Source organism: Paraburkholderia caffeinitolerans, assembly GCF_902859945.1.
Classification (GTDB): Bacteria; Pseudomonadota; Gammaproteobacteria; order Burkholderiales; family Burkholderiaceae; genus Paraburkholderia; species Paraburkholderia caffeinitolerans.
The window spans coordinates 206,333-228,658 of sequence record NZ_CADIKL010000001.1 but is presented as its reverse complement, the minus strand read 5'-3'; the positions used below and the strand labels follow the sequence as shown (position 1 = coordinate 228,658).

Genomic DNA, 22,326 nt, shown 5'->3' with positions numbered 1-22,326 from the left:
GTCAAATGCCATCGGACGCCGTTGCTGCCACCTCGGCATGAGACGCCTGACGAGCGTCCCATGAGCGGCATCCTCGACTCGGCAAGCGCATTCGCTACCGCGAGGGCCGGCCGGCTCCGATTTATCCCCGCGAAGGGATCCCATATCCAAACGCTGTCCGCCGCTCCGGCCAGATTGGCGGACTTGCGAGAGTATAACGTTCCCGGGCGGCACTCAGCGCCTTTGATCCTCCCCCATTAAGACTCGACACCGCAACGCCCGGCGACATGGGTGCAATCAAATACGCGGCGCCAGAGGCAAAGAAGCGCCTCCAAATGCACAGACGATGGACAAAAAAAAACCCGCATCGCTGCGGGTTTTTCTTTTCGGGCTTGGGAAACGCACCTCACGGCGCGTCCCCTGCACGTCAACGTAATTCCGGCTAACGCCGCAATTACATGTCCATGCCCATGCCGCCCATGCCGCCGGGCATGCCGCCAGCCATCGGAGCATCTTCCTTCGGCACTTCAGCAACGGCTGCGTCCGTCGTCAGCAGCAGGCCAGCAACCGAAGCTGCGTTTTGCAGCGCGGTGCGCGTGACCTTCGTCGGGTCGACCACGCCGGCTTCGACCATGTCGACGTACTCGCCCGTCGCTGCGTTGTAGCCGTAGTTGCCTTGGCCAGCTGCAACAGCTGCCACGACCACCGAAGCTTCTTCGCCGCCGTTCGTGACGATCTGGCGCAGCGGCTCTTCCATGGCGCGCAGGACGATCTTGATGCCTGCGTCCTGGTCTGCGTTGGCGCCCTTCACGCTAGCGATTGCCGTGCGTGCACGGATCAGCGCAACGCCGCCGCCGGGGACGATGCCTTCTTCAACGGCAGCGCGGGTGGCGTGCAGCGCGTCTTCCACGCGTGCCTTCTTTTCCTTCATTTCGACTTCGGTAGCAGCGCCAACCTTGATCACTGCAACGCCGCCTGCCAGCTTGGCAACGCGCTCTTGCAGCTTTTCACGGTCGTAGTCCGAGGTCGCTTCTTCGATTTGCGTGCGGATTTGCTTCACGCGCGCTTCGATGTTCACGGCTTCGCCTGCGCCGTCGATGATCGTCGTGTTTTCCTTGCCCACTTCGATGCGCTTCGCTTGACCGAGTTCGTTCAGCGATGCCTTCTCGAGCGTGAGGCCGGTTTCTTCCGCGATGACTTGACCGCCGGTCAGGATCGCGATGTCTTCCAGCATGGCCTTGCGACGGTCGCCGAAGCCCGGAGCCTTCACTGCAACGGTCTTCAGGATGCCGCGGATGTTGTTGACGACCAGCGTTGCCAGAGCTTCGCCTTCGACGTCTTCAGCGATGATCAGCAGCGGACGGCCAGCCTTCGCGACTTGTTCCAGAACCGGCAGCAGATCACGGATGTTCGAGATCTTCTTGTCGAACAGCAGGACGAACGGGCTTTCCAGCACGGCGACTTGCTTGTCCGGGTTGTTGATGAAGTACGGCGACAGGTAGCCGCGGTCGAATTGCATGCCTTCGACGACTTCCAGCTCGTCTTGCAGCGACTTGCCGTCTTCGACGGTGATGACGCCTTCCTTGCCGACCTTGTCCATCGCTTCAGCGATACGGTCGCCGATCGACGTGTCGCTGTTTGCCGAGATCGAGCCGACTTGCGCGATTTCCTTGTTGGTCGTGCAGGGCTTGCTGACCTTGCGCAGTTCGTCGATGGCTGCTGCGACGGCCTTGTCGATGCCGCGCTTGAGGTCCATCGGGTTCATGCCCGATGCGACGTACTTCATGCCTTCGCGCACGATCGACTGTGCCAGGACCGTTGCGGTCGTGGTGCCGTCACCGGCGTTGTCGCTGGTCTTGGAAGCGACTTCCTTGACCATTTGCGCGCCCATGTTCTGGAGCTTGTCCTTGAGCTCGATTTCCTTTGCGACCGAGACACCGTCCTTGGTGACCGTCGGGCCGCCGAACGAGCGCTCGAGGACCACGTTGCGGCCCTTCGGACCCAGCGTGACCTTCACTGCGTTGGCGAGAATGTTCACGCCTTCAACCATCTTGGAACGGGCGGAATCGCCGAACACGACGTCTTTAGCTGCCATCTTCTAACTCCTTGAATTCTTGATGAATAAGCGGTGGTCTGAACTTACTTGTTCACCACGGCCATGATGTCTTCTTCGCGCATCACGAGCAGTTCGTTGCCGTCGACCTTGACGGTCTGGCCTGCGTACTTGCCGAACAGGACGCGGTCGCCGACCTTGACGTCGAGCGCGATCAGGGCGCCCTTGTCGTCGCGCTTGCCCGGGCCGATGGCCAGGACTTCACCTTGATCCGGCTTTTCTGCCGCTGCGTCCGGGATCACGATGCCCGAAGCGGTCTTGGTTTCTTGATCCAGGCGCTTGACGATCACGCGATCATGCAAAGGACGAAGGTTCATGGATAGATCCTCTATCTTGATTGGGACTTGAAGAGACTCAAGAAAACCTGGCTGACGACAACCGCCAGCCAGCGATGTATGGCACCAGAGTTGTTAGCACTCTCATGCGGTGAGTGCTAATTATATGGACGGGGAATGACAAATTCAAGAACGGGCCGGATAGGTTTTTTTCGGGTGTCGTTGGGGCCGGGATGCGCCCAATTTTGAACCCCGGCCACCCGGACTTGAGCTTGCCGAACGGGCGAAAGCCGCGAAATCAAGGTCGATTTATCATTAAAAAACAACTACTTATATCGACCCCTCGCTGCTCTGCGGATCTTCTGATGAGGGCAAACCCATGGCGGGCTGCCGCGACTTTCGGCTCGCGCCCCAATCTCCCGCTGCGTCCCAGGGGATTCCCGTAAACATTGCGCAAATATTAAGGTTTGGATCAAATTCCGGTGCGCACGGCAATGGCACTCCAGCCTCACTGACGAATGACCTGGATGCGTCCCGATTTAACCGCCGCCTTCAAAACCTCCCAGTCGGCCTCATTCCGGTCGGCATAAGCGAGCGCGAATCGCTCGATGGCGTCATCGAATGCACTCGACTTGCCGATATATCCGCACAGGAGTGCCGGATCGCCCGCCTTGGCCATCGAATGGGCCAGCGCATGCGCACAGGAGACCGCATATTCGCTGAGATCCTCGACATCGAACGCGGCGAAATCGAATGCGCCCTTCATGTCGCGCAACTGGCGTACGTAGAAGTCGTTTCCCGTGTGCCGCATCTTCGACCACCCGAGGAAAATGTCGCTGGCCGACTGCAGCAGGCGCTGGCCGTTCACCACACGCTGGCCGTGGTTCGGAAAACGGCTCGGCGGCACATACCCCTCCAGCACCGAAGCGCGCGCCTCCTTCAATTGAAGGAACAGCGGACACTCTCCATCGGCCATGAAAAGCGCCTGATAGCACCGCGTCCCCACGGAGCCCACGCCCACGACGCGAATGGCCACATCCACCAGTTCATAGCGATCGAACAATGCGCGCCGGTCGTCGGGCAGCGTCAAACGGTAGTCGGCAAAGAAACGCCGGACCTGCGCCTCATACTGCTTTTGGTCGTGCGCGCTCGCCAATGGAACGTGATACACGAGCGGCGGCACGTCCTTGATGCGCAGCTTGCCGTTGACGATCTCGGTGGCATGGCCCATCACGGAACGCGACGACTGCAGCCGCGCCTTCTCGATCACCGCCAGTTCTTTCTGTTTTTCCTCCATCGTATCGGCAATCGCCAGCATGCTCGTGGCCCTGAACTGGTAGTACCAGACGTCGAGCGTATCCATCTGGCTAAACCGGGCGATCTGTTGCCGGAACGTCTCGCAGAGCCGCTGCACCACGGCGCGCTGGTCGCGCGTCGCAAATCCGCGTTCGCGCGCCGCGATCACGAACGAGGCCGCCAGCCTGCGCATATCCCAGTCGAACGGGCCAGGCAGCGTTTCGTCGAAGTCGTTGGGGCCGAACAGAATGCGCCGCTCCGGGCTCGCGAACAGTCCGAAGTTCGCCAAGTGCGCATCGCCGCCTAGCTGCACGTTCACGCCGGAATGCGGCAACTTCGAGAGGTCGTAGGCCATCAGCGGCGCCGCGCCGCGATAGAACGCAAACGGATTCGCCACCATGCGCCCATAGCGAATCGGTATCAGCTCCGGCACGCGGCCCACGTTGGACGCATCGAGCAGCGCGAGCGGATCCCGATCGTCGAGCCGGCACTCCGCCAGCTTCGCGCGCGGCGCCATTTTGCGCGCCGCCTTGCCGCGCTCGATTCGAGACGCCAGCGAGCCACGCCCGCCAAACAGCATGGACGGATCTTCCTGCGCAATCACGGGACCAGCAGGCTCCTTCACCGCTTCCTTCGCGGGTTCATTGCGCTTATCTGCGGCAGTTTCAGGCACGCTTCATCTCCAGTTCCGGTTCATTGGCTTCAGCCTGGTTTTTTCGTCTCGTCGGGCGAGGCGGCGGATGTGGTCGGCGCGACGTTGTGGAGCGCGTCGATCGCGGCGTCGACCGTTGCAAAGATCTCGCGATGCGCGCCTCGCGCCCGCAGCGCCTTGTAGCGCTCGATCTCACTACGCACGCCCGTTGGAAGCGCGACGGCCGCGATGCCAACGCCGCGCCGGTCGAGTTCCTCGCCCACCTGGATCAACGCCTTGCCTCCCGTGTAGTCGATGTTGTTGATCACCGACGCGTCGATCACCACCCAGCGCAGCACCTGATCCGCTTCGTTCACGAGCGTCAGCACCTCCTCGGTGAAGCGCCCGGTATTCGCATAGAACAAGTCGGCCTCGAACCGGTAGACGACGATGCCGGGCACCGCGTACAGATTCGGTTCGACGCGATGCGGAACCCAGTGACCGGCGGGATTGCGCGTGAGCACGTGCGTATGCAGGCGGTAGCTATGCCGCGCATGGGCGATCAGCGACAACACCACGGCCGCGAGAATGCCATGCATCACGTCGACGAACACGACCACGCCCGCCGTCAGCAAGGCGACCACCAGTTCGTCCTTCTGCATGCGAAATAGTTCGGCCATGCCTTTCACGTCGATCAGCTTTACGCCGATCATGAAGACGATCGCCGACAACACGGCGGCAGGCAGCAGGCTCAGCGGCCGCGTGAGGAACAGCAGCACCAGCAGCACGATGACCGCCGTCGTCAGATGCGCGATCTGGGTGCGGCCGCCCGCATCGTCGACCATCTCGGTCTTGGTCGGGCTGCCGTTCACGACGAAGGTTCCCGTGAACGCAGCGGCCGCGTTCGCGGCTGCGAGCCCGATGAGGTCCGCGTTGTCGTCGCCCTTCTCGTTGTAGCGGTTGGCATAGGCGCGCGCGGTGGCCGCGCTCTGCGCAATGATGACGATGAAACACGAGGCGGCCGTCGCCAGCACCTGATTGATATCGTCCACCGGCAGGTGCGGCAGGAACAGCGTCGGCAGGCCGCCTGGCACTTCGCCGGTTACCGCGATGCCGCGCCCCGCGAAATTGAAAAACCCGCTCGCGAGAATCGACCCGATCACGGCGATCAGCGCACCGGGCGCGCGCGGTACAAAGCGCTTGCATCCGATGATCACCGCCAGCACGGCAAACGAAAGCGCCGTGGTCGCAAGGTGCGCTACGGGGATGCGCTCGAACGCCGACACGATCTGCATGATCGGGCCATGCCCCTGCTTTGGAAGGCCGATCAGCCCGGAGAGTTCGCCGGCGGCGACCTGCACGCCCACGCCGGTCAGGAAGCCGATCAGTGCGCTGCGGGAAAGAAAATCGGCCAGAAACCCCAGCCGGAAAACCCGCGCGATCACCAGCATCACGGCAACGGTGAGCGCAACCGTGCTGGTGAGCCCGACATACTCTGGACTTCCCAACGAAGCGACGGCCGTAAGCTCGCCCGCAAGAATGGCGGCGGTTGCGGAATCCGCCGCGACCACCAGTTGGCGCGACGCACCCAGCACCGCGAATGCGATCAGCGGCAGCAATATCGTATAGAGGCCGGTCACGGTGGGCGTGCCGGAAATCTTCGTGTACCCCATCACCTCGGGAATGCCGAGCGCGGCGAGCGTGATGCCGGCAATGATGTCGTGCGGCAACTGGGCGGGATTGATGGGCAACACGCCCTGCAGGAATGGCAGGCGGCGCGGACGGGACTCCGTAGAAGCAGCCGGTTTCATTTCGTCGCCTCCACCCGAGTGTCGTGACGAGATTGCCCCGCCCCAAGACACTGAAAACAGTTTGTCAGGAAATGCGCTATGAGATGGGATCTGACCGGGACAACAGCGAACCTGAATCGAGACTGACACCGTCGTCTCTTTTGTACGAATAGTCAATAGTCAGGCAGCCCCAATAAATTCATTGGGGCTGCGCTGTGGATTCGCTGCGGCCGCGACGTACCGGATCGCGCGCGGCCGGGAAACTACCCTCCGCTCGACGCGCTCTCGGCCAGGCTTGCCTTGCTCAAGCGCGACTCGAGAAGCTGCCGGCCGATCCGCAGCGTCGGCATCTCGAACTTGCGGTACGAAAGGATGGAGAACCCGATCGCCGCACACGGGAAGACGAGGAAGAACACGACCACGCGCAACTCAGGGCTGATCGGCAGATGAAACACCAACAGCGAGCAGAGCCGCATCACGAACAGATGGGTCAGGTAGAGGCTATACGAAGCATCGCCGATCAACAGCAGCAGCTTGGGGTATGCAACTTCACGGCGGCCCATCACCACGCCTGCGAATATCGCGGCGGCAGGCAGCCCCCACTCGAATCCACGCAAGGCCATCACGCCGTCCGAGGGCGCGCCGAAACACAGCCAGCCCGCAATGCCCGCCATTACCAGCACGATCTGCGCGAGCGATCCGATTCGGAATCCTGACAACCTCGCCTCGGCCATCATCGCGCCGAAGGCGAACTCCAGAATGATCGTATGGGTCCAGCTCTTCAGGATGACGGCGGCGGGATCGAACCAGATGCCTAGCGCGACGAGCGAAACGAAGATCGCCAGCACCGCCGCGAACACGCGCTTCACGCCGAGCAGCAGCACGATCGAAATGACGACATAGAAGAACATTTCGTAGTTCAGCGTCCAGCCGAGCCCGAGCACCGGCTCCGGCGCGCCCGTCACGGGGTTGCTCGACGGCACGAACAGCAGCGAGCGCAGCACGTAGTCCGCCGAATAGCCGTTCTTGTGCTTGAGCGCCGGCAGCACGAGGCCGATCAGCACCGATAGCAGCGTCACCGCCCAGTAGAGCGGCACGATCCGCGCGATGCGCTCGCCGAGAAAGCGGGCCGCCGTCACGCCGCTCGAACGCTTGCCCGAGATGATGTACATCATCACGAAGCCGCTGACGACGAAGAAGAGGTCCACGCCGAACAGCCCTTTCGCGCTGACGAGCGGCCAGAAGCCCGGCGCGAGCGCGGCGTGGCTGCCGCCCACTTCGCCGGCGCCGTGGCAGAAGATGACCAGGACTGCCGCAATGGCGCGTAGAACCTGAATGGAGCCTAATTTTTTCATGGCTTGAACCCCGTACTGTTGGGCGCTCGCGCGACCGCGCAAGCCCCCTCTCCCGCTCGACGCTCACACGCCGTCGTTCACACGCCGTCGAGCGCGCGCTCTGGCGTAGTCGTCAAATCGACGATGCGCATCGGCAGTTCTTCCCCCGGTCCCTGCGTGGGATCGAGTGTCCACACCGTGCGGCCATCGGCATCGCGTTCGCGCAGCGCGAAGCCGAAGTTCGCGTAATGCTGCTCGACCATGCGGTTGCGCGCCGTGGGCCGATACTCGCCGACGATGCTGCGCGCGCCCACCGCCTGCGCATACGCACACAGCTTTTGCAGCACCGCGTGCTCCACCTTGCGTCCAAGCACGCGGCAGCTCATCAGCCACGTGTCGATCTCGAGCGCGTCCTCGCGCAGCCGCGCCACGATCACGCTGATCATGCCGTTGTCGGCGAACACGTCCTTGAGGCGCACTTGCAGCGTCAGGCAATCGGCGGCGTGTTCGAGCGCTTCCACCTCGGCCTCGGAGTAGCGCCGCGTCGTGAGGTTGAACTGATTCGACTTGCCGATCAGTTGCGCAATGCGCGCGCGGCCCTGCGAGTCGAACGGCTTGAACGTGAGCTCCATGTCGAGCGAGCGCAGGTACGCCGCGAGATCGCCCGCCTGCTGCTGGAGCGCCACGCGCCGCGCGTTGGCCTGGTAGAAGCTCGCGCGCGCGCGATCCTCGTCGGAATACAGCGTGGCCTCGAACGCGCCCGAAGCGAACAGCGTGCGCGCGTACAGCGCCGGATCGTCGCCCACTTCGGGCACGCAGACCTGCGAGGTGAACTCGCGCACGAGCCCGCGCTCGGCCGGGTTGTCGTCGAGGAAGGCCATCGATTCGAGGCCGAGCGCGAGGTTCTCCGCGATCGCCGTGATGTTGCTAGCCTTGTCCTGCCAGTTCGCCTGGAACACGGCGATGTGGTCCTCGCGCAGCAGCATCTCGGGATGCTCGCGGAACGGTGCGCGCGCAACGTCGTCGTCGTTCTTCGACGACACCGCGAGCACCACGCCGCGCTCGCGCAGCGCGAGCGCCGCAGCCTGCACGCTGCGATGCGCCTCGCCCACCGCGTCGCCTTCCGCGATGCGGATGTTGTCGAGCCCGTCGTCGCCGATCACGCCGCCCCACACCGTGTTGTCGAGGTCGAGAATCAGGCAGCGGCGGCTCTTGCCGCGCCACGCCGCGATCACGCGGCCCACGTGGTCGGCGTAGAGCGGCAGCGCGTCGTCGCTGAACGGCAGCTTGGCGAGATTCCACATGGCCGGGTCGTGCCAGGTCGCAAGCCCGACCGTTTCGGCAATGCCGGCGACGTCGAGCAGCAGGTTCGGCGATCCGTCGAGGCCATCGGCAAGACGCCGGTTGAAGCCCTCGCAGAGGGTGCGCCAGGTGCCCGCCGTGCGGTAGTCGAGACTGCCGAACAGCGTCTCGGGCGGACGCGCGAGCGTCTGCACGATGCACACCGCGCCGCTGTTCTGGCGAATGCCGCGCACCACGAGATCGATGTGCTGGGCGGCTTCTTCGATCATCTGCGCGCTCGCCGCTTCGTTGCCCGGCATCGGCTGCAACGGCAGCGCGCGATGATCGAGCGCGAGCAGCACGATCTCGGGCCGCGCGCGGTTGAGCGCCGAATCGGGCGACAGCGCGTCCTGCACCACCTGGTTGTAGCCGGTGCCCACGCAGGTCAGCGCGAAGCCGTGGCGCGCGGCGCTCGCCACCAGCGCGGCGCGCAGCGTATCGCTCGTCGCGTTGCAGACGAGCCCGAGCGTGAGCGGCACGAGCGGTTCGAGACTGCGTCCGTTCTCGCGCACGGTCTCGATCAGCGCGGCGAGCCGGTTCAACTGGCTGCTGTCGAGCGCATGCCGGGCAAGCGCCGCGATCTGCGCGCCAACCGGCTCGTTCGATGCAGCGATGGATGCGGCAATTTCGCGGCAGCGCCGCGTAAAGTCGTCGGGTGCGGGCGGCAGCCAGCCTAGCCCGAGGTAGAGGGACGCGCTCATCGTCGCGGCCTCAAGCAGTGCCGAGCTTCTTGCCGATCAGCGCAACGAGCGCACCGACATTCTCCAGCCCGCTGATCTCCGCCGCCGAGAACTTCACCTTGAAGCGCTTTTGCACGGCAAGTATCAGCATCACGTGGTTGAGGCTGTCCCAGCCGTCGACGTCGTCGGCGGTGGTATCTGCCGCGAGCGCCAAATCGCCGGTGTCGAACAGGTCGTCGAAGATCGGCTGGAGTTGCGAGTAGATCATTTGCTCGGTCATGCTGTCCCCCTTCGGGAAAAATGAGTCGATGTCAGGCGGCGGTGGTGAGCGTTGCCGCCTGCGATTCGCTTCGAATGTGAGTGGCCACGGTGTCGAGATGCAGCAACTCGACGAGCCCGACGCCAGAAACCATGTGGAACGACACCTTCTGCCCGCCGAACAGGATCGCGGGCGTGGGCGCGGAAACCGTCACGATCTCGATCTCCCGGCGCTCCATCGCTTCGAGCCATGCGTTCGCATCGTGCGTCGCATAGCAGGTGTGGTAGATCGACGGGCCGTGACGCAGGATGCGATCGATCGGCGACTTGCCCTCGCCGGGCCAGACGATCTCCACCGCCGGCAGCGCGTCGTGCGTCCACAGCGCGAGATTCACGCGCTGCAGCGGGTCGTAGAGCGCCTCGCCGCTCGCATAGCCGAGCGCGTCGAGAAAGCGGTACGCCTCGTCGGGCGCGCTCACCGCGAGGCCGTGGTGGTGGAACGCGAGTGCGGGGCTCATGATTGCGGTCCTTTGCGTTCGGCTTGCGCGTTGGCTTGCACGTCAGGTTGCACGTCAGCAGGCAACTCGGCGCCCGCGTTCGCGGGAACACTCGCCGCCCCATTCATCGGCTCGTTCGCCGCTGCCCCAGCGCGCGCATCCACGCGGGCGACGAAGGTCTGCACCGGCGCCGTGATGCGGCGCACCCACAGCGGCACCACACGCGGCTTCGGATGCACTTCGTCGGAGAACCACGTGTCGTTGTTCATGTCGCGCATGTCGACGCTCGCGAACATCGGGTCGTCGGCGTGGCGCGCGATGAACGCGTTCACGGCTTTCAGGTAATCGGCGTCGTAGCGCACGGCCGCCGAATGCCACGCCGGAATCGGCAGATTCACGATGATGACCGCGCTATGGTCCGCACGCGCCTCGTCCACGAGCGCTTCGAGCGCGGCGAACTGGCGGTTGTCGATGCGGTTGTCGGGAAACTCGGCGAGCCAGTAGGCGGTCTGCTCCTGCTTGTCTTTCGCGCTCGCCACATAGGCGTCGCGCTCGCTGTCGGTGCGGCCGGGCTGCGCGCCGAGAAATGCCGTGCGCACGGGCTCCGTCACGACGCGCACGAGCTTCTCGAGCGCGATCACCGGATAGATCGCGATAGTGGCCGCCGGCAGCAGGCGCTCGGGCACGACCGGCATCGGGCCATGCGGCTCGCGGCGATAGAAGTCGTAGCGATACAGCTCGGTATCCACGGCGGTCTGCACGGGCTGGCCGGCGATGTGCGGCCAGTGCGCCGCGTCAGCCACGAACACGCCATACCAGAGGCCGATCACGTAGACGGTGCGCGCGCGGTCCTCGGGCTTGATCGCGCGGCGCGTGAGTTCGAAGGCTTCGCGGATCTGCGTCACGTTCGAGCCGCTGACCGCGGCGCTCACGACCGAAACGCCCGGCAACGCGGCCTGGGTGAGCTTCACGGGAAAGCCCCCCACCGTGTTCGAAGCGCCGAGCAGCACCACGCGCGTGCCAGGCGTGCCGAGCACATGGCGATTGAGCACGAGGTACTTGGCTTCGGTTTCGAATACCGTGTTGGACGCCGTGGAGGTATCGAACGCCGCGCCGCGCCCCGGCGGCGGAAAAGCCAGCAGCGCGACGGCGATCAGCAGTGCGTAGAGCACGAGACACGCCGCCAGTAGCCGCAGGCCGGAGGTCAGGAGAATACGCATGATCAGAAGGCCCTGTAGACGAATTCGGGAGGTTGCGTGTAGAGCGTGTTGACGGCCAGCGTCACGAGCAGCACGCCCGCGAGCGCGAACGCGGCGGCCAGCGGGCGAGCAAAACGCCCGCGCGCGGCGTCGTTTGCCGGACTTGCCGCGTTTGCCGCATTTGCCTTGTGGCCGATGCCCGCGAACGCGGCCACCGCAGCCAGCCCGGCCAACGCCAGATCCGCCGCGATGAAGCTCACGGTGCCGAGCACGCTCAACGCAACGAACGCAGCCAGCGCGCCCACCACGCCCAGTGCATGGCCGAGCGTCGCGAGCTGGGCCATGTCAACCCAGAGCGCCGTCACGCCCATGGTGAAATAAGCGAACGTGAGACCCCGGCACAGGTACACGTACCACTGCGCCTTGCACAGATCGCGATAGCGCGCGCGGCCGAGGCGCGCGGCCATGAACAGCTTGAACGCCTTGTTGACGCTCGCGCCGAGCCCCATCGCAAGACCGTAGGCGACGAACACGGGCGTGGCGCCGTGCCAGATGCCCATCACCGCGAACGTGACGAAGAAGCCGAACACGCCGAACCACGGCGCGAGGCGCGGATTCTCGAAGCGGCTCATCAGCGCGGCCAGCAGCGGATTGAACATGTAGTCGCGGAACCAGTTCGACAGCGTCATGTGCCAGCGGCCCCAGAAGTCGAGGAAGTTCCCCGCGAGGAACGGCTTGTTGAAGTTCTCGGGCAGGCGCATGCCCAGCAGACGCGCGAAGCCGATCACGACGTCGATGAAGCCCGAGAAGTTGTAATAGAGGAACACCGTGTAGATGGCAGCGGTGGCGACGTAGCGCGCGCACGCGCTCGCCAAAGCGGGATGCGCGTCCGGCTGCAGCAATGCGGGGCTCAGCTTGAAGAACACCGCATTGGCCGTGGCCGACACCGCGAGAATCTTGAAGTACCCCCAGATCACGCGGCGCATGCCTTCGTCCACGTCGGCGGTTTCGAGCGTTCGCGCCGCTTCGGCGTCGGCGCGATAGTCCTGGAAGCGCTGGATCGGGCCGGAAATGAAGGTCAGGAAATTGCAGGTGTAGTTGAAGTATTCCCAGACCGCGATGGGCTCGCCGACATCACCGCTCGCCGTATCGACGATCAGGTGGATGATGCGGAACAGGATGTACGAGAGCCCGAGCACGAGGTACAGGAACGGCAGGGTCGGCACGAAGCTCATGAACGAGTAGTGCTTCAGATACAGGAAGCCCACCACTACGAGCGCGATACAGAGCCCCACCACAGCGCGGCTGTTCCAGCGCCGCACGACGAGCGTGGCGACGTAGCCGCCAACGAGCATCGCCGCGAGCGCGAGCGCCTGGTACGGCGCGCGCAGATGGCTCGCGATGAACGCCACGTTGGCGAGCGCGAGCACGCTGGCGCGCCAGCGCGCGGCGCGCGAAGCATTGAAGAGGAAGACGACCACGACGCTGAAAGCAACGAATTGCCAGGACGTCAACTCCATGACTCCATCCCCGATATAAAAAAGCGCTGTGAAATCGCTAGCAAAAGCGCGCTAGCAAAAACGCGCCAGCAAAAGCACACCAGCAAAAACGGGCCGCGCGCACGGCGGCCGTTGGGTTAAACCCGGTCAGGTCGTACGATCCGCTTTCCGGCGCGCTACGACTGTCGGTTAGGCCACACTGAAGACCAAGCAAGGGCGCGGGGCGTGGTTGCCCACGCCATCCGCGCGGCCGGGTTCGCGAGGCTCATGGCCGCGCCACCACGCTGTCATTGACCGACGCGGCCACGGCCTGCGCCATCTCGTCCACCGTTATCGAGGTCATGCAGCGGTGCTTTTCGGCCACGCAGGTGTCGAGCCAGCATCCGGCACAGTCGGTCTTGTGAAGGATCACCTTGTGCCCCGTTCCGAACGGGAACCAGACCTTGGGCATCACGCGCGCCGAAAACGGCGCCACGCATTTGGTCCCCACCGCAGCGGCCAGATGCATCGGTCCGGAGTCCGGCCCCATGTAGAGCGCGGCGCGCTCCAGAACTGCCGCCGTCTCGCGCGGCGCGAGCTGGCCACAGAGGTTCAGCTTCGGGCCTTTCCATCCGGCGCCAATCTGGTCCGCCATCGCGTTGTCCGCCGCCGAGCCGAGCAAGACCATCCCCATCTCCGGATACGCTTGCGACAGCTCCTCGCTCAGCGCGCGCCATTGCTCGCGCCCCCAGTCCGTCGTTTGCCGGTTGCTGCCCGGAGCGCACGCGAAGAAACGCATGCCGTGCAGCGGCGCAAGCTTTTCGCTCGCCACGCGCCGCTCCGCTGGCGTCAAATGCAGATCCCAGTTCTCGGGCCGCTCGATGGCCGCATCGCCGAGATTGCGCAGCGAGCGCGCCAGCCGCGAGGCTTCGGGCTCCCACTCGTACGACCGGGCATCGACGTGGTGCTCGAGCGAGCCGCCATCGCCCATGCCATAGATGCGCTTGATGCCCGCCAGCCGGAAGAAGGTCCTGTCTCGATGCAGATATTTGACGCGCCCGGCCTCCGACAGGTAGACCAGCACCTGCGGACGATAGAGCCGGATCTTCAGCAGCAAGGTGAGCTTGTCCATCCACGTCTTGACGCCGATCTGGATCAGCCAGAACTTGTCGATGAGCCCGGAGCCCTCCAGCACCGCGACGGAAGCCGCGCTGCGGCTCACCCGCGGGCGATTCGTCACCATCACCCGCTTTGCCCGCGGAAAGGCCCGCGCAACGAGGTGCAAACACGGCAGCGTGATCACCGTATCGCCGAGACTGCCGATGCGATAAATCAGTACCCTTTTGATGGTGTTGTCTGGCACGGCTTCCCCCCCCATTCGAATTCCCGCCACGGCCCTGCCTGGATCGGCGGCCATCTGGTCAGGATCGTACGATCCGCTTTCCGTGGCCGAACGACTGTCTGTCAGGCCACACTGGGAGCCGGGCATGGAGGCCGGGCGAGGCCGTTCGCTCGGCTCGCCGATCCAAGGTGACGCTTGCGCGCGCCAACGTGGCCAAGAGCACAGTCGGGCGCGTCCAGAGCACGGACAATGCGCGAGTGCGCCGCTGCGCGCCGCCCGCGCGCGCGTCCCATTGAGGAATTCCCTCCATGTCCCTGCTATCCAGCGCGCTCTCACGCGAGCGCAACAACTTCGACCTCGTCCGCCTGATCGCCGCCGCCGCGGTGGTCTACGCGCACTCGTTCGTCGTCCAGCCGCCCGATGGGCACATCGACTTCGTCACCACCCTGCTCGGCTTCGACTATTCCGGCAGCCTCGGCGTGTTCGCGTTCTTTCTGCTGAGCGGCCTGCTCGTGACCGCGAGCTTCGACCGGCAGCGCTCCGCCACGCGCTTCATCGTCTTGCGCATGACGCGCATCTGGCCGGCTGTCGCCGTGGCGTCGCTGGTGGCGATCTTCATCATCGGGCCGCTCTTCACGACGCTGCCCTGGCGCAAGTACTTCGCGTCGGGCATCACGTGGGGCAATCTCGACAGCTTCTCCGTGATCCTGCTCGGCAAGCCGATCCATTTGCCCGGCGTATTCGAGAACAATTACGCACCCAGTGGAATCTATACGCCGCTATGGACGCTGCCGATCGAAGTGCGCTACTACATCGTGGTGCTCGTGACGGGCGTGCTGGGCCTGCTGAAAAGCCCGCGCGGCATGCTCGTGGCGGTGTTGATCGGCATGGTGCCGTTTCTCGTTCACCCGCACCTCGCGCCGCATTTCTATGTCACGCTGCGCGACCTCGCGAACAAGCCCGGTGGACCCAATGGCTATGCCTATTTTCCCGAGCCCGTGTTCATGACCGGCATGCTGCTCTATGCGTTGCGCGATCGCGTCCGTATCAATGGCTGGGTCGCGCTCGCGCTGTGCGCCTTGTATCTGGGCCTGCGCGGCACGGCGCTCGCGCAACCGGCGTTCTATTTGGCGTTTGGGTACGCCGTGTTGTGGGTGGGGACCACTCCGCTGCTTCATCGCTTCGCGCCGCGCAACGATTACTCGTTTGGGATCTATATCTATGGGTACGCGGTTCAGCAGATCGTTTCGCACTTCGGGCCGCATCTCGATCACTGGAGCGCGCTGCTGATCGCCGCGCCTGGTGTGTTTGCTTGCGCGTTTGTGTCGTGGCATTGCGTTGAGAAGCCCGCGATTCACTGGACGCGGCGCAGGCTTGCGAAGGCGCGTAATGCCGCTGCGCAGGAGGCCGGGCGTATCGCGGAGGCCGCGGTGCGTTAGTGCAGGGACGCTAAATGGGAGGACTTACACCATGAGCACGCCGTCGAATGGCCAGATCAAAGCATGGATCATATTGAGCGAAGCATTTGGCGACATCTCGGTGCGAGACCTGAAGCCGTCGACCATTTTGAATTCGCATTTTCAGGGTGTTGCGGATGTTCAGCTGGCCATGCTGGAAGCGTTTAAAGCGGACAACCGGATTAGCTCCTCACTAGGCTTCTATGGGGTCGACTCTCTGGTGAGCGCGGGTGTGGCAACCGTTACGGCGCTTTACCGCGAACACAGGGACTCCGTACTCGCGGCCGGAACGCTGCCGTCACAAAATGAAAAGTACCGCGCGTGGCTGGACAAGCCTAGTTTTACGCGAGGACTGAAACTCAGAGAAAAGTACACCCTTGCTCAAACCGACGTGCAAGGGCAATCTGAAATTTTTCCCAGCGGGATTGACTGGACTGCCGCAAAAACCAAGATAGACAACGACATCCTCTATGGATCGAGCGCTCTGGGCGCACAAATCCTCAATACGATGAGTCCGGTGAAGCTCATTCAATAGCCTGCTTTTCGTTCTGCTCCATGCCGGCAACAGACCCTAGCGGCCTCGCGGCAAAGCCGGCAGGCGGCGCGGCATCGACTGCCGCGTGAACGCGCGTCGTTCCTGCCCGTCGCGAGCCTGAGATCGCTCCACAGCAAACTCGGGCTGCACATCGGTGACAGGAACAGGACTACGCCGCGCGACCACCGGCGCCCGGCGGCGCGCATGCGCCGTCAACCCGCCAGCCGCCGCGGCAAGCACATAAAAACTCACCCCCAAATCAAACACCGAAGCCGATATCGACGCCACAATCAGCGCCGCGTACATGCCATGCCGCGCGGCATAAGCCACCGCGCGATCGGCGCCAGGATACTCAGGCGGAATCCGCGCCAAAGTCGTCCTGATGAAAAAGAGCACATAAAAAACCGTCCCAGGCACACCAAAACTCGCCAGCACGACCATCACGAAACTGGACACGCGAATACTGCCGAGCCCCACCCCAATCCCATAGGTATCGAGAAAATTCGTGAACGCCTGGGTATTGAAGCTCGAGCGCTCCACGCCAGACGCGCTATCGGCCTTGCTCAGGATCGTCGCATCGACGAAGTTGCTCAGCGCCGTCGCCACGCCCGGCATGAACAGCATGATGTAGAGCGCGGCCAGCACGCCCGCGCAGATCATGAACAACCACATGTGCGCCTTGCGCGCGCCCGCCGCGGCCGAAATGCGTCCGGGCCGGCTCGCAAGCAGCACGAGCAGATAAGCGGAGAGACCCACGTAAGCGCTGCCCGAAGTCGAGATCAGCAGCAGCACGCCGGTCGCGGCCGCAAGCGCGCCCGATATTTTGGGCCGATAGCCCACCAGCCACAGATTGATGCAGACCGCGAAGAGTTGCAGCGTAAAAGCCGCGTATGCCGAGGCCTCGCTGAAGGTGCCCTCGATGCGCAGCAGGCCGCCGAGTTCGGAATTGGTGTTATAGGCGTATTGCGCGGTCTTCACGACCGAAAGCACATCGATGCCGGCGGCGTGTCCGCCGAGGTCCATCAGCCCGGCAAGCACGCCGAGCGCCGTTAGCGCGAGAACCGCCTTGCCGAGCACGTCGTACGCGCCTTTGCACTTCATGAACACGTAGGCGCAGCAGAACACCACGAGATCGCTGAGGCAGTAGAACGACTGCGAGAGATTGCCCGAGGCCGGCCGCAGCGGCTGGAGCAGGCCTTCGGTGTTCGGATCGGCGCTGCGGTCGAAGACCGCGAAGACCAGCGTGGAGCCCGCGAGCACGCGCGGCAGCACGATCGCGCCGACCACGCCCCACACACAGGTGCAAAAAAGCCAGAAGCCGGGCTTGCCGATCGAGATCGACTCGCTCAGCATCCTGCCGCCGCCCAGATTGAACGCGCGCAGCGCGAAGAACACGAGAAACAGATTGGCCGGCATGATGCCGATGCCGCCGGGCAGCACGATGGCCACCGCGGCTGGCAACACGCAGAACACCACCTGCGCGTAGAGCGACCAGCGATATGACGTGTTGAGCGCGAACAGGCCGTAGAGAAACACGAGCGCGCCGTATGCCGAAAGTCCCACTTCAATCCCCCACACCCGTTGCACGCATGCTCGAACCTCAGAGTTCGAGAATGCGCTGCGGATGAATGACGCCTTTCACAATGTCGAAAAACGCAAGCACGTTGCCCCTCAGGCGGCCGCGATAGTCGACCAGCGGATGGCCGCGCAAGCTGTGATAGAGGTTCGAGCACAGGTGGCGCGAAATGAAGCTGCACGCGCGCCGCGGCGCCATGGTCTGCTTGCGCGCGAGGTAGATCGGATTGGCGATCTGCGAGTAGCCGAAGCGCACGCCCGAGGTCCGGCCACGCTTGGTGCCCAGATGCACGCCACGACAGCCGGGCGCGTACATGGCCGTGCCGAGCGAACGCGCGCGCACCGTGAAGTCGTAGTCCTCCTGCCATCCGTAAAGCGGCAGGGCCTCGTCGAAGCGGCACTGGCGGACCACGCGATCGACAAACGCCATGTTGCAGCCGTACGCGCACATGATCTCGTGGCGCTCGTCGCCCGAAGCCCAGTGCGGCTCGCGCTCGCGCTCGCCCGAGAGATAGCGCAGCGCATCGGCTTCGCTGATGCCGCCGCCCTTGACGCCGTCGGCAAGCACCTGGCCGGTCATGCCGATCACCTCGTCATCGCTCGCGAACAGCGCCTCGCATTCGCGCAGCCAGGCGCGGTGCGGCCGGAAATCGTCGTCGAAGAAACATGCGAACCAGCGCTCGCCCGACGTCTCGTCCGGGGCGTCCTCGAGCATCGCCTCGATGCCCACGTTGCGCTGCGTCGTGCTGCCCGGCTTGTCGCCCACCAGCAGCGCCACGCGCGTCGACACCAGCAGCGGATGGCCCGTCACGTCGGGCAGATCCGCCGCGCTCGCGCCGACGATATACACGCCGTCGGGCTGTGCGTCCTGATCGTGCAGAAAGTCGAGCAGCGTCGCGGTTTCGACTGGCCGCCCCTTGGTCGCCACGATGACGTACCTCTTCATGCAATTCCCCGTTTGTTGAAGTTATTGACGTTGTTGGGTGATTGAGCGATCGCGTGCATCCCGGGCCACTCACGCCGAGCGCCAGCGCCGCACGATCGACGGCTTCTCGTCCGTGCCCCGGTTGGCCTCCACCGAGCGCTCGATAATGCCCAGAAAGTCACGCCGGAAACGCTCGGCGGTGAAGCGCTGCGCGTTGTGGCGGCACACCTCCGGGCGAAACGGCGCGTGTGCCTCGAAACGCGCAACCGCATCGACGATGGCGTCCACGCTCTGCTCGTCGAAGAACAGTCCCGTCGCGCGCTCGGGGTCGTGCGACTCAACCACGGTTTCGCGCGCGCCGCCGCGTCCATACGCAATCACGGGCCGGCCGCACGCCTGCGCTTCCACCACCGAAATGCCGAAGTCCTCCTCGGCCGCGAACACGAACGCGCGTGCGCGTTGCATGTGGTCGATCAGCACGTCGTCCGGCTGATAGCCGAGCAGCGCGACATTGAGCGTGGCGAGCGTCTTGCAGCGCTCGAAGTCGGGCCCGTCGCCGATCACGACGAGGCGCTTCTCCGGCATGGCCGCGAACGCCTCGACGATGAGCGGAATGCGCTTGTACGGCACCATGCGCGAGGCGATCAGATAGAAGTCGTCATGCTGCGCGCCGAGCCCGAAGCGCTCGACGTCGACGGGCGGATAGATCACGGTCGCCTCGCTGCCATAGACCTTGCGGATGCGCCGCGCGACGAACCCCGAATTGGCGACGAACGCATCCACGCCGTGCGCCGTGCGCTGGTCCCAGATCCGCATGTAGTGCAGCAGGCTGCGCGCGAGCCAGCTCTTGAGGCCGCGCCTGAGGCCCGCCTCGTCGAGATACTGGTGCTGCAAGTCCCACGCGTAGCGAATCGGCGAATGCACGTAGCTCACGTGCACCTGGTTGGGCCCGGTCAGCACGCCCTTGGCCACCGCGTGGCTCGACGAAATCACGAGGTCGTAGCCGGACAGATCGAACTGCTCTACCGCAAGCGGCATGAGCGGCAGATACGCGCGATACTTCGACTTCGCGCGCGGCAGACGTTGAATGAACGACGTGCTCGCATGCTTGCCGCCCAGCGCCTCGCGATGTTCCTCGGGAAAGAAGTCGACGATGCTGAAAAGGTCGGCGCTCGGGAACATCCGGATGATCTGCTCGAGCACCTTCTCCGAACCCGCATACGAAACGAGCCAGTCGTGAACGATCGCCACCCGGCCGAAGCGCCCCTCGTCGTGCGCAAGCTGCGCGCGTTGCGTGCCTTGGGCGCCTTGCATGCGATTGGCGGCATGACCCGAGGGATTGGCGTGAACTACATGAGCCATGGCGAAATCTCCTCGATCAGCTTGACGGCGGTGGCGCGCCACGTGAGCGCGGCGGTGCGTTCGCGGCCGCGCGCGCGCAGCGTCTCGCGCAGCGCGGCGTCGGCGGTGACGCGCTCGAGCAGCGCGGCGAGTTCGGCGGGATCGTCGGGCGAGGTGTAGAGCACCGCGTCGCCGCAGGCCTCCACCACCGAAGGCAGGCGCGACGCGATCACCGGGCAGCCGAGCGCGAGCGCCTCGACGGGCGGCAGCCCGAAACCCTCATAGCGCGATGGATAAACGAAACAGGCCGCGCGCCGGTAGAGCGAGACGAGCGCCTCGTCGCTCACGTAGCCGAGATGCTTCACGAAGCCGGGCAGCGCGCCGCCCGAGGCGCCGTACACGCGCGCGTCGCCGCCGCCCACCACCACGATGTCGAATTGCGCGTCGCGAATCCGCTGCGCGGCCTCGGCCACGAGCTGGAAGTTCTTGTGGCGGTTCAGGCTGCCGACCGCGAGCACGAAGGGCCGCGTCTGCCGGAGCGTTTCGGCCACGGCGTCAACGCCCGCATCGGGGGCATCGTGCATATCGGGCCCAGCCTCGCGCGCGTCGCCCGCGCCGCGCATGCGCAGCATGTGCTCGCCGCTCTCGTAAACCACGCCGATCTTCGCGAACGGAATGCGATAGGCCTCGCACAGCTCGCGCCGCGAGAATTCGGAGACCGTGATCACGCGGCGTGCGATGCGTCCGATGCTCGGCGCCATCAGCCGGTACCACGCGACAAACGAGCGGCTATAGCTGTCCGGCACGCGCGCCGGCGCGGCGTCGTGCAGCACGGTCACCTGGCTGCGGTACAAAAGCGGCCCCGAGTTGCAGAGGTTCAGCAGCAGGCCGCCGCGCACCGCCTGTGGCAGCGCGAATTGCTCCCAGCGCAGGCCGCCGCCCTTGCCGCTCGCGCGCAACTGCACGTGCGCGAACGGGTTCGTCATGTCGGCCAGCGCGGCCGGCACCACAATCTCGGCGCGCAGCCCCGCCACAGCCGGGTCGCGTGCCGCCATCAACTCGTCGATGGCGCGCACGGTCTCGAAGGCAAAGCGGTCGACGCCGGTGGCGCGGCGGCCGAGAAATCGGCCGTTGATCACCAGTGGGCGGGCTTGCGGAGTCTTCATCGGCATGATCGAAACCAGTTGTATTTATCGTGCTTCAGCCGCGTGCCGTTGCCGGGTGGCGCGTGGCAAGACGCGCGGCGGGGTTCGAGATATATCGAAGTGCGAAGCGATTGACGAAGCGCCCCGGAATCAGGCACATCAGCGTGAGGCCGAGCGCGCCCAGCTTTTTGCCCGCGCTCCAGTACGGGTTGCGCAAGACCGAGGCGAAATAGCGGTGCGACTCGAACATCAGCCAGCGCCAGCGCTCGAACGTCGACGCCTCGTAGAGCCGCACGCACAGCCGGTTCTTCTCATACGAAAAGTCGATGAAATGCGCAGGCAGGTCTTCGCCCAGGCGCGTGCGGATCATGTGGCGCAGCGTCTCCCAGCGCCATGGAAACGACAGTTCGACTTCGCTCACGTCCTCGCAATTGCCGAGCGAAAGCCCCGCCTGGCCGAGCGACGCGCTGCGCTTGTCCTCGGCCTTGCGATGCACGCGATAGCCGCCCAGCGCGCCATCGAGCGCGCAAATCGCGCCAGTGAGCGCGATGCCGTAGATCGCGAAGAAGTCCGCCGCCTTGCGGTGATGCAGCGACATCGGAATGGGAAACACCGAGCGCAGCGCGCTCACGCGGTAGGCGTTGCCCGAGGCCGGCGGCGAGGGATAAAGCCAGCCGCGCCGCAACAGCGCGGCGCAGTCGCTCGGCGGCGTCGAATTCGGCACGCGCACGCCGGTGCGCACGCCGTCTTCGCCGATCACGTCGAGCCGGAACTGCACCTTCGCGTAGTCGCCCGACTCGAACGCGCGCAGCACCGCGCCAATCGCATCGGGGTACAGGATGTCGTCCGAGTCGAGGAACAGCACGTACTCGGTCTGCACCAGCGACAGCCCGAGGTTGTAGACCGAGGACTGTCCCTGGTTCTCCTTGAACACGGCGCTCACGCGCTCACCGTAGCTCTCGATGATCGCGCGCGATCCGTCCGTGGAGCCGTCGTCGATCACCAGCACGCGTACGCGGTCGTCGTAGCCCGGCCGCGCATTCGCATGCACGTTCGCGAGCGCCGACTCGATCGCTTCGCGCAGGAAGCGTGCGTAGTTGTAGTTGCCGATGACAACGGTGATGTCCTTCATGAA

Annotated in this window: 18 protein-coding genes; 2 read left to right on the top strand and 16 right to left on the bottom strand. The window is 64.6% G+C overall.

Annotated features, from left to right (window positions below; genetic code table 11):
- Positions 1-433: 433 nt before the first annotated feature.
- From groL to HV773_RS00905, 11 genes are all read right to left on the bottom strand, one after another.
- Positions 434-2,074 carry a chaperonin GroEL gene (groL, locus tag HV773_RS00955; RefSeq protein WP_129561350.1) on the bottom strand — a complete coding sequence of 547 codons (1,641 nt, stop codon included), beginning with the start codon at positions 2,072-2,074 and terminating at the stop codon, positions 434-436.
- A gap of 44 nt (positions 2,075-2,118) precedes the next feature.
- Complete coding sequence (gene groES / locus HV773_RS00950) at positions 2,119-2,409, bottom strand: co-chaperone GroES (RefSeq protein ID WP_028202123.1); 291 nt, start codon at positions 2,407-2,409, stop codon at positions 2,119-2,121.
- A gap of 466 nt (positions 2,410-2,875) precedes the next feature.
- Entirely contained in the window at positions 2,876-4,336 is a 1,461-nt protein-coding gene (locus tag HV773_RS00945; protein WP_175194061.1) for a DUF2252 domain-containing protein, read from the bottom strand.
- Between the two features lie 29 nt (positions 4,337-4,365).
- Complete coding sequence (locus tag HV773_RS00940) at positions 4,366-6,105, bottom strand: SulP family inorganic anion transporter (protein ID WP_175194059.1); 1,740 nt, start codon at positions 6,103-6,105, stop codon at positions 4,366-4,368.
- A gap of 242 nt (positions 6,106-6,347) precedes the next feature.
- Positions 6,348-7,439, bottom strand: coding sequence for an acyltransferase family protein (locus tag HV773_RS00935; protein ID WP_175194057.1), 1,092 nt, complete (start codon positions 7,437-7,439; stop codon positions 6,348-6,350).
- 77 nt (positions 7,440-7,516) lie between these two features.
- Entirely contained in the window at positions 7,517-9,460 is a 1,944-nt protein-coding gene (locus tag HV773_RS00930) for an HAD-IIIC family phosphatase (RefSeq protein WP_175194055.1), read from the bottom strand.
- Between the two features lie 10 nt (positions 9,461-9,470).
- Complete coding sequence (locus tag HV773_RS00925; RefSeq protein ID WP_129561345.1) at positions 9,471-9,719, bottom strand: acyl carrier protein; 249 nt, start codon at positions 9,717-9,719, stop codon at positions 9,471-9,473.
- A 31-nt stretch (positions 9,720-9,750) separates the two neighbouring features.
- Positions 9,751-10,215, bottom strand: a complete 465-nt coding sequence (locus tag HV773_RS00920; protein ID WP_175194053.1) for a VOC family protein — start codon at positions 10,213-10,215, stop codon at positions 9,751-9,753.
- A complete protein-coding gene (locus HV773_RS00915) occupies positions 10,212-11,414 on the bottom strand; it encodes an SGNH/GDSL hydrolase family protein (protein ID WP_175194051.1) in 1,203 nt (400 codons plus the stop codon). Before HV773_RS00915 ends, HV773_RS00920 begins: the two co-directional genes overlap by 4 nt.
- Before the next feature lie 2 nt (positions 11,415-11,416).
- Positions 11,417-12,913, bottom strand: a complete 1,497-nt coding sequence (locus tag HV773_RS00910) for an MBOAT family O-acyltransferase (RefSeq protein ID WP_175194049.1) — start codon at positions 12,911-12,913, stop codon at positions 11,417-11,419.
- 244 nt (positions 12,914-13,157) lie between these two features.
- A complete protein-coding gene (locus tag HV773_RS00905) occupies positions 13,158-14,288 on the bottom strand; it encodes a glycosyltransferase family 9 protein (RefSeq protein ID WP_175194047.1) in 1,131 nt (376 codons plus the stop codon).
- Between the two features lie 233 nt (positions 14,289-14,521).
- Here HV773_RS00905 and HV773_RS00900 point away from each other — a divergent pair, with 233 nt between their 5' ends.
- Both HV773_RS00900 and HV773_RS00895 read left to right on the top strand, forming a co-directional pair.
- Positions 14,522-15,652: an acyltransferase family protein gene (locus HV773_RS00900; RefSeq protein WP_175194044.1), complete on the top strand. Its 1,131-nt coding sequence runs from the start codon at positions 14,522-14,524 to the stop codon at positions 15,650-15,652.
- Positions 15,653-15,683: 31 nt separating this feature from the next.
- Positions 15,684-16,205, top strand: a complete 522-nt coding sequence (locus HV773_RS00895; protein WP_129561339.1) for a hypothetical protein — start codon at positions 15,684-15,686, stop codon at positions 16,203-16,205.
- Positions 16,206-16,241: 36 nt separating this feature from the next.
- On the opposite strand, the gene HV773_RS00890 is transcribed toward HV773_RS00895, so the two are convergent.
- From HV773_RS00890 to HV773_RS00870, 5 genes are all read right to left on the bottom strand, one after another.
- Positions 16,242-17,792, bottom strand: a complete 1,551-nt coding sequence (locus HV773_RS00890; protein ID WP_175194042.1) for a hypothetical protein — start codon at positions 17,790-17,792, stop codon at positions 16,242-16,244.
- A 13-nt stretch (positions 17,793-17,805) separates the two neighbouring features.
- Complete coding sequence (locus HV773_RS00885) at positions 17,806-18,726, bottom strand: glycosyltransferase family 2 protein (protein ID WP_175194040.1); 921 nt, start codon at positions 18,724-18,726, stop codon at positions 17,806-17,808.
- Between the two features lie 69 nt (positions 18,727-18,795).
- Positions 18,796-20,019: a glycosyltransferase family 4 protein gene (locus HV773_RS00880; RefSeq protein ID WP_246282174.1), complete on the bottom strand. Its 1,224-nt coding sequence runs from the start codon at positions 20,017-20,019 to the stop codon at positions 18,796-18,798.
- A 35-nt stretch (positions 20,020-20,054) separates the two neighbouring features.
- Entirely contained in the window at positions 20,055-21,212 is a 1,158-nt protein-coding gene (locus HV773_RS00875; RefSeq protein ID WP_175194036.1) for a glycosyltransferase family 4 protein, read from the bottom strand.
- Positions 21,213-21,246: 34 nt separating this feature from the next.
- Positions 21,247-22,323, bottom strand: coding sequence for a glycosyltransferase family 2 protein (locus HV773_RS00870; protein WP_129561336.1), 1,077 nt, complete (start codon positions 22,321-22,323; stop codon positions 21,247-21,249).
- Positions 22,324-22,326 lie beyond the last annotated feature (3 nt).